The 14,531-nt window shown below is 30.9% G+C and carries 15 protein-coding genes; 6 read left to right on the top strand and 9 right to left on the bottom strand.

Annotated elements, in window-relative coordinates; genetic code table 11:
- Positions 1 to 38 precede the first annotated feature (38 nt).
- Both CCUN_RS04060 and CCUN_RS04055 read left to right on the top strand, forming a co-directional pair.
- The gene (locus CCUN_RS04060; RefSeq protein WP_027306123.1) at positions 39 to 635 is read left to right on the top strand and encodes an MBL fold metallo-hydrolase; all 597 of its coding nucleotides are present in this window, start codon (positions 39 to 41) and stop codon (positions 633 to 635) included.
- Positions 636 to 644: 9 nt separating this feature from the next.
- On the top strand, positions 645 to 956 hold the full coding sequence (locus tag CCUN_RS04055) for a hypothetical protein (protein WP_027306124.1): 312 nt from the start codon (positions 645 to 647) through the stop codon (positions 954 to 956).
- A 39-nt stretch (positions 957 to 995) separates the two neighbouring features.
- Here the strand turns inward: CCUN_RS04055 and CCUN_RS04050 are convergent, their stop codons facing one another.
- From CCUN_RS04050 to murJ, 9 genes are all read right to left on the bottom strand, one after another.
- Positions 996 to 1,292, bottom strand: coding sequence for a hypothetical protein (locus CCUN_RS04050; protein ID WP_027306125.1), 297 nt, complete (start codon positions 1,290 to 1,292; stop codon positions 996 to 998).
- The gene (locus CCUN_RS04045; protein WP_035175946.1) at positions 1,283 to 1,651 is read right to left on the bottom strand and encodes a hypothetical protein; all 369 of its coding nucleotides are present in this window, start codon (positions 1,649 to 1,651) and stop codon (positions 1,283 to 1,285) included. Before CCUN_RS04045 ends, CCUN_RS04050 begins: the two co-directional genes overlap by 10 nt.
- A 502-nt stretch (positions 1,652 to 2,153) precedes the next feature.
- A complete protein-coding gene (locus CCUN_RS04040) occupies positions 2,154 to 2,933 on the bottom strand; it encodes an enoyl-ACP reductase (RefSeq protein ID WP_085296636.1) in 780 nt (259 codons plus the stop codon).
- Positions 2,933 to 3,829: a 4-hydroxy-tetrahydrodipicolinate synthase gene (gene dapA, locus CCUN_RS04035; RefSeq protein ID WP_027306127.1), complete on the bottom strand. Its 897-nt coding sequence runs from the start codon at positions 3,827 to 3,829 to the stop codon at positions 2,933 to 2,935. Before dapA ends, CCUN_RS04040 begins: the two co-directional genes overlap by 1 nt.
- Before the next feature lie 3 nt (positions 3,830 to 3,832).
- Complete coding sequence (locus tag CCUN_RS04030) at positions 3,833 to 5,074, bottom strand: M16 family metallopeptidase (protein ID WP_027306128.1); 1,242 nt, start codon at positions 5,072 to 5,074, stop codon at positions 3,833 to 3,835.
- Positions 5,071 to 6,123, bottom strand: a complete 1,053-nt coding sequence (locus tag CCUN_RS04025; protein WP_027306129.1) for a quinone-dependent dihydroorotate dehydrogenase — start codon at positions 6,121 to 6,123, stop codon at positions 5,071 to 5,073. Before CCUN_RS04025 ends, CCUN_RS04030 begins: the two co-directional genes overlap by 4 nt.
- Positions 6,124 to 6,162: 39 nt before the next feature.
- Positions 6,163 to 7,896, bottom strand: a complete 1,734-nt coding sequence (locus CCUN_RS04020) for an ABC transporter ATP-binding protein (protein ID WP_027306130.1) — start codon at positions 7,894 to 7,896, stop codon at positions 6,163 to 6,165.
- Positions 7,884 to 9,266 (bottom strand): cysteine--tRNA ligase, encoded by a 1,383-nt coding sequence (gene cysS / locus CCUN_RS04015; RefSeq protein ID WP_027306131.1) that lies wholly within the window; start codon positions 9,264 to 9,266, stop codon positions 7,884 to 7,886. The genes CCUN_RS04020 and cysS overlap by 13 nt, the downstream gene beginning before the upstream one ends.
- A complete protein-coding gene (gene murJ / locus CCUN_RS04010) occupies positions 9,266 to 10,717 on the bottom strand; it encodes a murein biosynthesis integral membrane protein MurJ (RefSeq protein WP_027306132.1) in 1,452 nt (483 codons plus the stop codon). Before murJ ends, cysS begins: the two co-directional genes overlap by 1 nt.
- Before the next feature lie 95 nt (positions 10,718 to 10,812).
- On the opposite strand from murJ, the gene CCUN_RS04005 reads away from it, so the two are divergent.
- Genes CCUN_RS04005 through CCUN_RS03990 form a run of 4 tightly spaced genes read left to right on the top strand, consistent with a single transcriptional unit; the run spans position 10,813 to position 14,529 of the window.
- Positions 10,813 to 12,675 carry a flagellar assembly protein A gene (locus CCUN_RS04005; RefSeq protein WP_027306133.1) on the top strand — a complete coding sequence of 621 codons (1,863 nt, stop codon included), beginning with the start codon at positions 10,813 to 10,815 and terminating at the stop codon, positions 12,673 to 12,675.
- Positions 12,651 to 13,202, top strand: a complete 552-nt coding sequence (ruvA, locus tag CCUN_RS04000; protein WP_027306134.1) for a Holliday junction branch migration protein RuvA — start codon at positions 12,651 to 12,653, stop codon at positions 13,200 to 13,202. Before CCUN_RS04005 ends, ruvA begins: the two co-directional genes overlap by 25 nt.
- Positions 13,203 to 13,213: 11 nt before the next feature.
- Positions 13,214 to 14,254, top strand: coding sequence for a D-alanine--D-alanine ligase (locus tag CCUN_RS03995; RefSeq protein WP_027306135.1), 1,041 nt, complete (start codon positions 13,214 to 13,216; stop codon positions 14,252 to 14,254).
- 59 nt (positions 14,255 to 14,313) lie between these two features.
- Entirely contained in the window at positions 14,314 to 14,529 is a 216-nt protein-coding gene (locus tag CCUN_RS03990) for a type II toxin-antitoxin system Phd/YefM family antitoxin (RefSeq protein ID WP_027306136.1), read from the top strand.
- Positions 14,530 to 14,531: the final 2 nt, after the last annotated feature.

The raw sequence follows: 14,531 nt of genomic DNA, 5'->3' as shown, positions 1-14,531 counted from the left end.
AAAAAAATATATAATAACGAAAAAATTTAAGGATATAAATGCAAATTTTAAAACAAGCTTGCGGGGCGTATGAAACAAATTGTTATATTTTAAATACACATAAAGGTGAATTTATCATAGATCCGGGTGTGAATGCTTACGATTTTGTCAAACTTCATGTTAAAAAACCCTTAGCCATACTCAACACTCATGGACATTTTGATCATGTATGGGATAATGCTAAAATTAGAAGTGAATTTAATATTCCTATTTATATCCATAAAAATGATGAATTTTTCCTTCAAGACCCATATAATCAAGGTTTTGAAAAACATAAGGCGGATTTTTTAATTGATAATGAAAATGAAATCGAGCTTTTTGGATTGAAATTTAAATTTCATTTTCTTCCCGGACATACACCCGGTTGTACGATGATAGAATTTGTAGGTGAAAATTTAATGTTTAGCGGGGATTTTTTATTTTTTAAAAGCATAGGAAGATGGGATTTGCCTTATTCAGATGCGAATTTAATGAAACAAAGTTTAGAAAAAATTATGACTTATAAAGAAGATTATCGTCTTTTTCCCGGACATGGCGGAGAAACTTCTTTAAAAGAAGAGCAAAAACACTTGCCGAGTTGGTTGAGATATTTTTAAGGAAGTTGATTGAGTTTAAATAAATTTTTGCTTTATTATTTGATTTTTTTAAATGCCTTTTCGTTTTTAGGATTAATGCTAAGAAAAAAAAGCGGAAAAAATCCTTCTTTAAATGAAAAAAAAATTTATAGAATTTGTCCCTGTAAAAAAATGGCTGAAAGTGGAAGTTTAAGCCTTATTTGTATGTATAGTGCTATGGGAGGATTTTTATACAGCACAAGTTCTATAAGTCTTGTGGGATTTGGGGAATTGTATTTTAATCTCATTCTTGCATTTTCACTCTTATGTGCAATTTTAGGCTGGAAACTCAAACTTGAATGAATTTTAAACCTCAAGGTATGATTGACCTTGAAGTTTGATTTAAGCGAAATTTTTTTTGTGATTTAAAACCTTTCTGGGATCATTATAGATGAGAATTGCAAACCACATTAACACACCACAAAGTATGATTAAAATTCCAAGTAAGGTATCATTAAGACTTAAATCCAAAAAAGCCTCCTCTTGCATCAAAGCAAAAAAACAATCCACAAACCACATCAAACAAGCTCCCCAATACATAAGAGCAAGTGTGCCGAGTTTATAAAGATTTTTCTCATCTTTAAAATACCATAAAATAGAAGCTGCCACAGCCGCAAAGCAGGTAAGTATTAGGCACATTTTAAGCCTTTATGGAATGTCATTTTATCTATGAAAACACAAGCTATAAACCATACAAAAGGGATAAATAAATCAATACAACCGCCTATAGTTAGAATTTCTTCTAACATCATCTTTGTATCTTGAGGATTTTGCATAGCAGTTAAGAAAGGAAACCAAGGAACGATTTCTCCGTGCCAAATATGTTCGATTGCGAGTAAAAAAATTCCACCCCAAAGCAAATTCATGAGCCAAGAAAGTTTTACACTTAAAGCAATTTTACCTTCTTTAACGCCCATAAGTTTTTCTTTCTTCTCCACTCTTTTTTTAATCACCGCCACAACAGCAAGTTCTGCAATAGCCGCTGTAAAACACGCCATTTTTTCTCCTTTTCTTAAGAATTTTTTTGTATTTTAACACAAAGAAAAAGATTTGAGAAGCCCCTTAGGGGGATATTTTAAATCACTTCTTAAAAAAATAAGATTTAATTTTGAAATAAAAAATTACTTTATAATATCTTTAAAAGTAAAATGAAAAATTCATTTATTCTTAAATTTTATAATTAAAAGACTATTTTGCAAACAATCAATAAAAATTTACAATCCCCTTTTTGCTTAATTTTTTGTTTTAAAAGTTTAAATTTAGACTGAATTACTCCAAATAAAATTAGTTAAAAAATCTTGATAAAATCGCTTTTTGCAAAACACAGCAATTTTTCAAATTTTTAATAAAAAACTCTTATTTTTCCTAAAATTTACACTAAGCATTTTTTACAAAAATAAATTTTTAAACTCAAATAAACGCGATTTTATCACTTCTTTTAAAAATATAAATTATCATTTACCTTAAAATACATTTTATTCAAAATTTTCTTTCGCAATTTTACTTAAAAGTTGTTCCACCATCAATGATAAAACTATGTCCTGTTACCCAACCAGCCTTTGAAGAACACAGAAAAAGACAAGCACCAGCTAAATCTTCGGGCTGTCCCATACGATTTAAAGGACTAAGCTCGATTGTAGCATTTTTAACCATTTCATAATTTGTAAAAGCTCTTAAAGCATCAGTTTCAATAGGGCCTCCGCTGACAACATTAACGCGTATATTTTTTTCACCAAGCTCGGTAGCCGCATATCTTACCATAGTTTCAACGGCTGCTTTTGCCGTGCCATGTCCTGCATAATTTTCTATATAGACTAAATTTCCTGTTGATGAGATAGAAATAATACTTCCACCCCCTATCCTCTCCATTCTTTTTGCAGCTTCTTGAGCCCCTACGACAAAAGCATTGACGGTTGCGGTAAAGATATTATTAATGCCCTTAGGTTTTAATTTCATAAATTTAGTATAACCGCCCACGACAGCTCTTCCCGAAATAATCGCATTAGAAATAAAATAATCTATACGTTCAAAATCCCTATCAATTTTTTCAAAAAGCTCTTTGTAGGTTTCTGGTTCTAAGATATTAAATTCATAAGCCCTTGCTTTAATTTGGTATTTGTTTTCTAAATCCTCGACAATTTCTTTAGCCAAATTTTCATTAGAATTATAAGTAAAAGCTATATTCACACCCTCTTTAGCAAATTCATAAACAATAGCCTTTCCTATACCACGAGTCCCGCCACTAATGACTAAAGTTTTTCCTTGAAATTCACTCTTCATTAAAATCCTTTTATTTCATATTTTTTCATTGTTTGTTCAATTTTATCAAAATTTTCTTTACTTGGAGGACAAAGCGGAAGCCTTAATTCTAATTTTTCAATGAGTCCTGCGATATACATTGCTGTTTTTATAGGGATTGGATTGCTTTCACAAAATAAAATTTTATTGATTTGATAAAGTGCGTCATTGATTTTTTTCGCCTCTTTAAAATTTTCTTCCATAGCTTGATGCGTTAAAAGGCTGATTTTATCGGGCAATAAATTTGAAGTTACAGAAATAACGCCCTTGCCACCATTTGAAAGTATAGGATAATTAATCGCATCATCTCCGCTAATGACAATCATTCTAGGCTCATTTGCAAGTAAATCCACACATTTATCTATACTTCCACTCGCTTCTTTAATCCCATAAATATTTTCACACTCCCTAAAAAGCTTAATTGCTGTATTTGTAGCAATTTCACAAGCTGTCCTGCTCGGAACATTATACAAAAGCACCGGAATATCCACACTCTTTGCAATAGCCTTATAATGTTCAAAAAGTCCTGTTTGAGTGGGTTTGTTGTAATAAGGCGTTACGCTTAAAATTCCATCAGCTCCTTGCTCTTGTGCAAATTTTGCTAAATCCTCTGCCTCATGAGTTGCATTGCTCCCAGCTCCTGCTAAAACCTTAACCTTTGTATTTTTACAAGTTTGCACGGCAAGTTCTATGCAAGTTTTATGTTCATTATGCGTTAAAGTTGCACTTTCACCCGTTGTTCCGACAGGAATAACCGCATCAATACCATGGGCAATTTGTCTTTGAATGAGCTTGATATAAGTTTGCTCGTCAAGTTTGCCATTCTTAAAAGGGGTTATAAGTGCTGTCATAGCACCGATAATGACATTCTTATCCATATCTTAATCCTTTCTTAAAATTATAGTTGTGGAATTTTCTTTCACAAAATATTCATTTGCACATCTTATTAAATCTTTAATTTGCAAATTCTGCGTATCTTTTTCATAATTTAAAAGCGGTTTTAAATCTCCTCTTGCAAGGAAAGAACCATAGGTATTAGAAACAGCACTTGCGGTATTTAGAGAAAAAATAAAATCACTTTTTATATTATTTTTCACTTTTTGCAAGGCTTTGTTTGAAATTTTACCTTGCTTGAGAGAGGTTAAAATTTTAAGCAATTCTTTTTCGACCATTTCAGCCTTGATTTGAGGATTGCAATTGCAGATAAAAATAAATAAATTTTCATCAATGCTATCATTGACAAAAGAATAATAATCATTGACAAGATTGAGTTTATCGACTAAAATTTCGCTGATTAAAGAGCTTTTTCCATTTCCTAAAAGCTCGGCTAAAACATTAAGAGCTGGAATATCCTTGTGTTTATAATTTGGAATTTTAAAGGCTAAAGCTAAAAGTTCGGTGTCCGAATTTTTTTTAAGCTCCACTCTCTTTGCCCCATCTTGTTTAGGCTCTTTAGTGTGAATTTTTGGAATGGATTTGCGGTTTTTAATCTTTTCAAAATGCTTTTTTGCACACTCAAAAACTTCTTCACTCTCAATGTCCCCGCTCACAACTAAAATGGCATTTTTAGGTTGATAAAAGGTTTGATGAAAATCTTTAATGTCCTCAATGCTCCAATTTTCAATATCCTTTAAAAAACCAATCGGAGTCCAATGATAGGGGTGGTGGATAAAAGCGTGATTAAAAAGTCTAAAATATAAATATCCTAAAGGATTGTTATCAGTTCTCCATCGTCTTTCTTCTAAAACAACCTTTCTTTCAGGTTGAAATTCCTCATCTTTTAGGCTCAAATGACTCATAAGTTCAGCAAAAAGCCCCAAAGCTTTATCTAAATGCTGCTGAGCACATTTGATATAATAATGCGTATAATCAAAACCGGTACTTGCATTATCCACTCCTCCAAAGCCCTTGACAATCTCATCAAATTCACCTGCCCTAAGGTTTTTTGTGCTTTTGAAATTAAGATGTTCAAGCATATGAGCTATCCCGCTTTTTCCCATAGTTTCATTTCTTGAACCGACCTTATAAAAAATATCTACGCTAATGACCTTGCTGTTTTTATTGACAGCAAAGCTATAAACCTCGAGTTTGTTTTTAAGAATTGTTTTTTCATAATGTATCATTTTAAATCCGCTCCCACTGCTTCACAAATATTTACAAAACCATCTTCTTTGAGTAAAAGGCTTAATTTTTCATTGATAGTTTTAATCAAAGATGGACCTTTAAAAACAAGGGCTGTGTAAATTTGAACCAAATTAGCACCCTTTTTAATACGTTCATACGCAATTTCAGCACTATCAACCCCTCCACTTGCAATCAAAATCGCTTTTCCAAAAAGCTCCTTAGCAAGTTTTTCAAAAAAGATTCCATTTTTTTGAGTGATAAGCTTACCGCTAATCCCCCCAAAAGTGCGTTGATTATCAAGCAAAGAATAATCCGTGCTTGTATTTGCGATGATAAAACCTTTAGCACCTTTGTTTATAGCATTTTCGCAAAGCTCTAAAGCATATTTGATTTTCATATCGGGTGCAATTTTAATCAAAATCGGCTTTGAAGTAATTTTTAAGGCTTCTTCAAGCAAAGTACTTAAAAATTCTGCATTTTGCAAATCCCTTAAATTTTTAGTATTTGGTGAAGAAATATTGATAGTAAAATAATCACACAAATCCTTAAAATTTCTTAACAAATAAAGATAATCCTCTAAAGCCTCTTCACTCAAGGCGTTTTTACCGATATTTGCACCTAAAGGCAAGACAAAAGGATAAATTTGAGAGAGTCTTGAAGTGATTTTATCACTGCCTTGATTATTAAAACCCATAGCATTTTGCAGACTTTCTTGTCGGCTTAAACGAAACAATCTAGGCTTTTCATTACCCTTTTGAGCCTTTGGTGTAAAGGTTCCAAATTCCAAAAAACCAAAACCTAAAGCACTCAATGGCTTAATCATTGTCGCATTTTTATCAAAACCTCCTGCAAGACCTATGGGATTATAAAATTGAAGTCCTAGTAAATTTTGCTTTAAACTCTCATCATTGACAATATATCGATGGGCTAAAAAGCTTAAAGCACCCGGTAAAAGTATATTTAAAGTCCTTAAAGAAAATTCAACCAAACAATGAGCCTTTTCAGCTTCAAGTCTAAAAAGCAAAGGTTTTATCAAATCATAAGTCATCTTTTTTCCTTTTTTTACAGACATTTTAACTAAAATTAACTAAAGTTCGGCTTTGTCTTTTTGATTTTTAAAATTCTGATAAACAGAAGAAAATCTCATAAGCTCCTCATCACTTCCTATGGCAACAATCTTTCCTTCATCAAGCAAGGCAATTTTATCCGCATTTTCAATCGTGCTTAAACGATGGGCTATCATTAAAATCAAATGTTCTTTTTTAAGTTTTTCTATGGTTTGGACGATAGCCCTCTCACTTGCATTATCAAGTGCTGAAGTGGATTCATCAAAGATAAGCAAATCAGGCTTTTTATACAAGGCTCTTGCAATAGCTATCCTTTGTTTTTGCCCTCCGCTTAAATTTTTTCCGTGTTCAAAAATTTCTGTATGAATTCCACCCATTTGCATCACAAAATCATAAGCATTTGCAAGTTTTAAAACCTCTATGATTTTTTCTTCATCAATTTCCCCACTATAAGCGATATTTTGTGCAATGGTATCATTAAAAATATAAATATCTTGAGTCACCAAAGCGATTTTAGAGCGTAAAGATTCTAAAGAAAAATTATCAAGTTCTTCACCATTGATTAAAATCTGCCCTGATTTTTTTTGAAAAAAATGTAAAATCAGTCCAATAATCGAAGTTTTTCCCCCTCCGCTTGGACCAACAAAGGCTAAAATTTCACCCTTTTTAAAAGCAAAATCAATGCCTTTTAAAACCTCTTTATGCTCATCATAAGCAAATTTTACTTGTTTGAATTCTAAGTGATTGATATTTTCAAGCTCCTTTGCACCCCCTTGAATTTGTGGTTTTAAATCCAGCAAATAAAAAGTCCTCTCACTCGCTACCACTGCAATTTGCAATTTACCATATAAAGAAGTCATTCTTTTTAAAGGATTATAGATGGCAAAAAGGGCTGAAACAAAGGTGAAAAAATCTCCCGGAGTCATAACACCTTGTATCACTTCTTTTCCCCCAATAATAATCACTATCGCAACTCCAAAAGAACCAAAAATTTCTATTAAAGGGCTTATGAGTGCATCGACGCGAGTGTTTTTGAGCTGAATTTTACAAAGCTCACTATTTTCAACATCAAATTTTGCCTTTTCTTTTTTTTCTGTATTGTTTGCTTTAACCAGCTCAATATTAGAAAAAATTTCACTCAAACGTGAGAGTAAATCTGCGTTTTTTTCCTGTCCTCTTTTTGCATATTTTTTAAGTTTTCTTGCAAACCATATCAAAGGAAAAACAACTAATGGCAACACAATTAAAGCAAAAAAAGAAAGTTTTGGACTATGATAAATCACCACAATTAAGAGCCCCAAAGCTGTAAAAAATTCTCTTAAAAAATCAGGAATGATACTTGAAACAATCATTTGAAGAGCGTTAATATCATTAGTGCAACGACTAATAAGCTCTCCGCTTCTGTGTTTTTTAAAAAATAATATATCCAAACGCAAAAGATTTTCTAAGACAAGAGAGCGTAAAGTTCTTAGTATATTTGTCCCAATATAAGAAACATAATAAGTTTGCAAATACATTCCGCAATTTTTTAACAAATACGCAAAAACAAGAAAAAAAGGCACTATATAAAGCATAGTTTCATTTTTTTCAATAAAAATTTTATCAATAATAGGCTTGATGGCAGAAAAACTTCCAGCCGTCCCAACACTTGCTAAAATCATACCGATGATTGCAATGAAAAAATGCTTCCAATATTTGATATAAAAGGGCTTAAAGCGGATTAAAACTTCTCTTAAATTCATTAATTTATACACTCCCAGAGCGTCCCATTTGGGGTATCTAAAAGTGAAATTCCAAGTTCAGCTAAATCATTGCGAATCGCATCGGCTTGTTTGAAATCTTTATTCTTTTTAGCCTTATATCTTGCTTGAATTTTCTCCTCAATCATAGCCTTTTGCTCCTCACTAATCCCCCATTGAAAATATAAATTTTCATCTAAAAAACCAAAACCAAAAATTTGCGAAAGCTCACAGAGTCCTTGCTTAAGCTCTTGTTTTAAAAACTTATTTTTAGTCTGTGCGTCAAGTTTTAAATTCGCATTGATGATAAATTCATCAAGCACAGCTAAGGCTTTAGAAATGTTTAAATCATCACTTAAAATTTCCAAAATTTCTTTTGCAATTTCACTTTGAAAACTTATATTTTGCTGATTAAAATCCCTAATTTCTCCCATAACAAGCCGCTTTTTAAGACGATAAAATTTATCAAGTCTTTTCTTACAAGCCCTTAAATCTTCTAAAGAATAATTAAAATTAGCCCTATAATGCACACTTAAAAGATAAAATCTTAAATGCTCTCCGCTCACTTCTTTTAAAGCATCTTTTACAAAAAAACTATTATTTAAACTTTTACTCATTTTTTCACCATTGATATTCACAAAACCATTATGAAGCCAAATTTTAGCCAAGCGATAATGATTTGCACAACGGCATTGAGAAGCTTCATTTTCATGATGAGGAAATAAAAGATCAGCTCCCCCCGCGTGGATATCACATTGATTCTTAAACAAAGCTTCAATCATCGCAACGCATTCTGTATGCCAACCCGGTCTTCCCTTGCCAAATTCGCTTTCATAAAAATTTTCATCAAATTTCCACAGCACAAAATCGCTCTCATTTTTTTTGTTTGCAAAATTCTCTAAGCGGCTTTGATTTTGCTCTAAAGTTCTTTTTGAAAGACTCAAATATTCTTTATCTTTGCTTGTATCAAAATAAATTCCATCTTCTAAAATATAAGCAAAGCCTTGATTGTAAAGCTTTGTGATTAAGATTAACATTTCTTTAATATAATGCGTGGCTCGAGGTTTAAAATCAGGATCTAAAACATTTAAAGCCTCCATATCTTTTTCATAATTTAAAATATAAAATTCACTAAGTTCCTCTAAATTCTTGCCACTTTCTTGCATTTTTTTAAGAATTTTATCATCAATATCTGTGTAATTTCTAGCAAATTTAACTTTGTATCCTAGAGCCTTTAAAGTGCGTCTTAAAAGGTCAAAACAAACGCTACTTCTTGCATGTCCTAAATGGGCATCATCATAAACTGTGGGTCCGCAAAGATAAATATTAAGCTGTGTTTTTTCAAGTTTGATTTTTTCTTTTAAAATACTATCTAAAAGTTTCATTAAAATATTCCTTTAATTTTTATAAAAATTTCTATTAAAATACCAATCATCAGTCCTTTAAATTCAAACAATAAAATTCCAAAAAGACTTAAAAACAAACACGTTAAAACACTCAATTTCCAAGAAATTAGGTCAAAAAAACGTCTCAAACCAAATTCTTTAATATTAGCAAAAAGCAGATAAAAAGCACTTAAAGAACTCGATAGAGCAACGGCTAAAACTTTTAAATTTTCATCCTCAATGACAAAGATTAAAGCAATGGAACAAAAAGCACTTAGGATTAAGGATTTAAACGCAATTGAAGCGGCGATTTTTTGCTTGAATTTTGCATAGAGCCAAAGGGAGAGAAGTTTTTGCAGACCAAAAGGCAAGAGTCCGACAAGATAAGCGATTAAAACATAAGCTGTGATTAAGGTATCTTCTTTTGTGAAATTTCCTCTTTGAAATAAAAGCTGTGAAATTTCAACAGAAAATACCATTCCAATAATCATTGCAAGGAGCAAGAATATCGCTAAAACTCCTAAGGCTTTACGCATAAAATTTAAAGCCAAATTTTCTTGATTGCTTTTAAGATGTTTTAAAATTTTAGGAAAACTAACTTGCGTTAAAGCTATGGCAAATAGAGCCAAAGGGAGTTGAAAGACACGATTAGCATAATAAAGATAAGAAATGCTTCCGGTGATTAAAAAACTTGCAATGCTTGTATCTAAAAGTGAGCTCAATTGCGTAGCACTTGAACCCAAAACCCCGTGGAAAAAATTATGATAAAAAGATTTGAGTTTAACTCTAAATCTTTTTAATTTTATAGAAAGAGTCATGGCTTTAATCACAGGATTTCTCCAAAGCACTAAAATATGCAAAATAAGCTGTGCCACTCCACTTAAAACCGTTGCATAAGAAAAATAATAAAGAGTGGTTTGAGGCGTGTTTTTATCCACAAAAAAGGCTGCAATCACTATGGCTAGATTGAACAAAGCTGCCGAAAAAGAAGTGATAAAAAATTTTTGCTTATAATTTAAAATCGCTCCAAGAAAGGTTACAATAAAAATAAAAAATAAATACCAAAAATTAATCGCCACCAAAGGAGAGGCTAAAGCTATGGTTTTCTCATCAAAGCCAAAGGCAAAAATTTTTGTAAAAAAAGAAGCAAAAAAACTTACAAACATACAAAATAAAAAGACTACAAAGCCAAATTGCAATAAAACACTCACACAAAAAGCACCCTTTTTTCTTGCTTTGACAAAATTAGGCAAAAAAGATTGCCCAAAAGCACCTTCAGCAAAAATTCTCCTAAAAAAAGCAGGCATTTTTAAAGCAACAAAAAATATATCGCTATAAAGCCCCGCCCCTAAAAAAAGGGCGATTAAAACATCTCTTGCTAAACCTAAAATTCTAGAAAATAAAATTCCTAAGGCATTGATAATAAAATTTTTAAACACTAAACTTTTCATTAAAAGATAATTCATTATAAAATTTATGTCTTATTTTAACTAAATTTGATTAAAATTTGACTATAATGTCTTAAAATTTAACTGCGGAGAGAGTTTTGTTAGAAGAAAAAATTATATCTTATACCCAAAATCCTTATCAAGAATTATTGAGTGTTGCTCAAAGAACAAATATCAACATTAATGAACTTGATTTTAATTTACTCTCTTTTTCAACTCAATATCGTTTCAATAGTGATTCAGAATGGAATAAAATCAGTGAAAAAGATTTGAATTTATTTGATGAGGATGAAAATTTCTTAAAAGAAAATTTACAAATCAAACAAGAATACAAAATTGAAATTTTTCACAATGCAAACATAAATACAAGTTTTAATGCAATCAAACTTGTAGCAAATAAAACTTTAACAAAAATTGTCGCTCAAATTGAGTTTAATAAATTAAAATACCATGACAAACTTGCTCTAGAACTTTTGCAAAATATCTATAAAAAAATGCTTAAATTAAAATTTCTTATAGGAATTCGAATTTTTGATTTTAAAAAAGAACTCATTTCTCTAGTAACCCAGCATAAAACTAATGCCTTAAAAAAACCTGTGCAGCTTGTTGTTGCAAGAGGTGTTGAACCTATTGCAACTCAAAATGAAGCCTTGATTTTTAATTATAAAGATAAGGCTAAAAATTATACTTTAGATGAAAAAAGATCAGGAATCATTTCCGTCGATGAAAATGAACTCGTTTTCACACATCTTAAGGCTAAAAAAGGGAAAGAGGGAAAGGATTTAAACCTGCATATTTTAGAAGCTTTAGAACCTAAAGAACATAAATTTAATTTTTCTTGCACAGATGCTTTTAAAGCTGTAGAAAATGAAAACGGCACAAATTATATAGCACTTAAAAAAGGTTTTATCGTTGAAAATGCCGATAAATACGATATTTCAAATGTTCTTGAATTCAATGGGAGTGTGGATTTTAAAAGCATAGGTGTCATTCGTGCGGGGCTTGATAAAAATGTTAAGATTAATATTAAATTTTTATCCGATATGCAAGATGCTGTTAATTCTGGAGTTGGTATAGAATGCGAAGAGTTAAATATTTCTGGAAGTGTTGCAGGAAATACAGACCTTAAAGCTACAAATTTAAGAATTGAAGGTATGACAAATTCAAAATCAAAAATTTATGCTAAAAATGCTTATATCAAAACCCATCGAGGCTATATAGAAGGAGAAAATATTGACATTGACCTTCTTGAAAATGGCACAATCAAAGCTAAAGTTGTAAAGATTAAAAAAAGCTTAGGAGGCAATATAGAAGCAGATAAAATCTATATAGAAAATGTAACAAGCAATAATTTTTTAATCTTTTATGAAAATGCAATCATTCAAAATATCGAGGGGGATAATAATAAATTTTGTGCTAAAATCAGAATCTTGGATGAAGATTATGATAAAAAATTGATGGCTCTTAAAAATGAAGAGTTTAATATCAGCAAAAAAATTCATATCATCAAACAGCACATTATTTCTAGTAAAAGCGGGGTCGTTGCCATAGAAAAAAAAGTGAGCGAACTTAAAAATTCCCAAAAAAACATTCCGCTTCAATATGAAAAAATCATACGAGAATACAATCTTCACAACCAACAATTAACAAAATTACAAAATAAAAGAAAAGAACTTTTGGATGAAGAAAATGCGATACATAAAAAGCTCTTAGAACTTCAACAAATCCTTTTGGAAGCAAAATTTATCAATAAAAGTGGAAAATGGACAAATATGAATGAAGTGCGTTTTACTTTAATTGAACCGAAAAAAGAGCTTTTTTACTCAAGCTCTAAAGATGAGGATATAAAATTTATCGGGCTTAAAAAAGATATACAAAATAATGAAGAAATTATAGAAATTGATAAAAAACCAAATTATGACGAAAAGGATACGCAGTGGTTGTCGCAATCGAAGGAATAATCACAAAAAAAGAACCCACCTTTGTCGTGCTTAAATGTGCTAGTGGAGTAAGTTATGGAATTTTTATCTCTCTTTTTAGTGCAACAAAACTTGAAAAAGGGCAAAAAATTGAACTTTTAATCACTCAAATTCTCAAAGAAGATTCTAATAAATTCTATGGTTTTTTAGATAAAGACGAGCAAAGAATTTTTGAAATGCTTTTAAAAGTTAATGGCGTGGGTGCTACAACAGCTATGGCGGTTTGTTCAAGCTTAGATACAAGTTCTTTTTACAAAGCCTTAAATCAAGGCGATGAAAATGCTTTAAAAAAGGTGCCGGGCATAGGAGCAAAAAGTGCTAAACGTATTATTATAGAGCTTAGCGACGCAAAAATGCAGCTTGATAGTATCAGCGATGATAAAAGCGAGGCTTTAGCAGCTTTACTTTCTTTAGGTTTTAAGCAGGATAAAATTTTAAATGTTTTAAGTACTTGCAAAAGCTCAAGCACGAGCGAACTCGTCAAAGAAGCTCTTCAAAAACTTGCTTAAAGGTTATCATAATGAAATACGCTATACTCTTTGGTGGAAATTCTTACGAACACGAAATCAGCATAGTGAGTGCTGTGGTCTTAAAAAAAATTTTAAAAGCTGATTTGAGTTTTATATTTTGCGATGAAAATAGAGAATTTTACGCAATTCCAAGCATAAAACTCAATGCTAAAACTTTCAGCTCACAAGCCTTTAAAAAGGAAAAAAAGCTTTATCTTAAGCAAGGTGGATTTTATTTTAAGAGTTTTTTAAGTGAAAACAAACTTGAATGTGATTGCATCATCAATCTCATACATGGACGCGATGGAGAAGATGGAAAAATCGCCGCTTTATTTGAATTTTATGGGGTGAAATTCATAGGACCTAGACTCGAAGCAAGTGTGCTTTCTTTTAACAAAGAATGGACAAAACTTTATGCTCAAAGTATAGGAGTGAAAACTTTGCCCTATACTATGCTTAGAAGCTATGAAAATAAAGATTTTATACCAAATTTTCCTTGCATTTTAAAACCAGCAAGATTAGGCAGCAGCATAGGAATTAGCGTGGTTAAAGATTTAAAAGAACTCGCATACGCTAAAGATATAGGCTTTGAATTTGATGAAGATCTTTTGATTGAAGAATTTAAAAACAATATCAAAGAATACAATCTAGCGGGTTGTATGATTGAAGATGAATTCATCTTTTCTATTATAGAAGAGCCTCAAAAAAAAGATTTTTTAGATTTTGAGCAAAAATATCTTAGTTTTTCACGGCACAATCAACTTACCGAAGCGAATTTAAGCGAAGATTTAAAAGAAAAACTTAAAGAAAATTTTAAAAAAATTTATAATCCTTTATTTAAAGGTGCTTTGATTCGTTGTGATTTTTTTATTTTAGATGAAGAGGTTTATCTCAATGAAATCAATCCAAATCCGGGTTCTTTGGCTCATTATCTCTTTAAGGATTTTAATCAAATCATCAACAAATTAAGCAAAGATGTAAAAAATGAGAAAAAAATTTCTATCACTTATAGTTTTTTACATTCTATAAATGGACAAAAAGGAAAATTATAACTTTTTTAAGATAAAATATGATTAATTTTACATAAAATTTTGTGTATTCTAGGATTTTTATGCTTTCTTTTAAACAAAATGAAATTTACACTGCAACGGAAGTGGTAAGAAATTTTAGTGCGATTATTGATAGGCTCAAAAAAAATGAGTCTGAAAAAATTGTCGTTTTGAAAAACAATAAATTCGAAGCTGTAATACTTAGCGTAGAGGAATTTGAACGTTTGCAAAATGCCGTAGAACTTTTGGAAAATATTTACAACAATCAAAAGGCTTAAAA

This window comes from Campylobacter cuniculorum DSM 23162 = LMG 24588, assembly GCF_002104335.1.
GTDB lineage: Bacteria > Campylobacterota > Campylobacteria > Campylobacterales > Campylobacteraceae > Campylobacter_D > Campylobacter_D cuniculorum.
The sequence above is the reverse complement of the archived record's forward strand: the minus strand, read 5'-3'. Positions and strand labels throughout refer to the sequence as shown.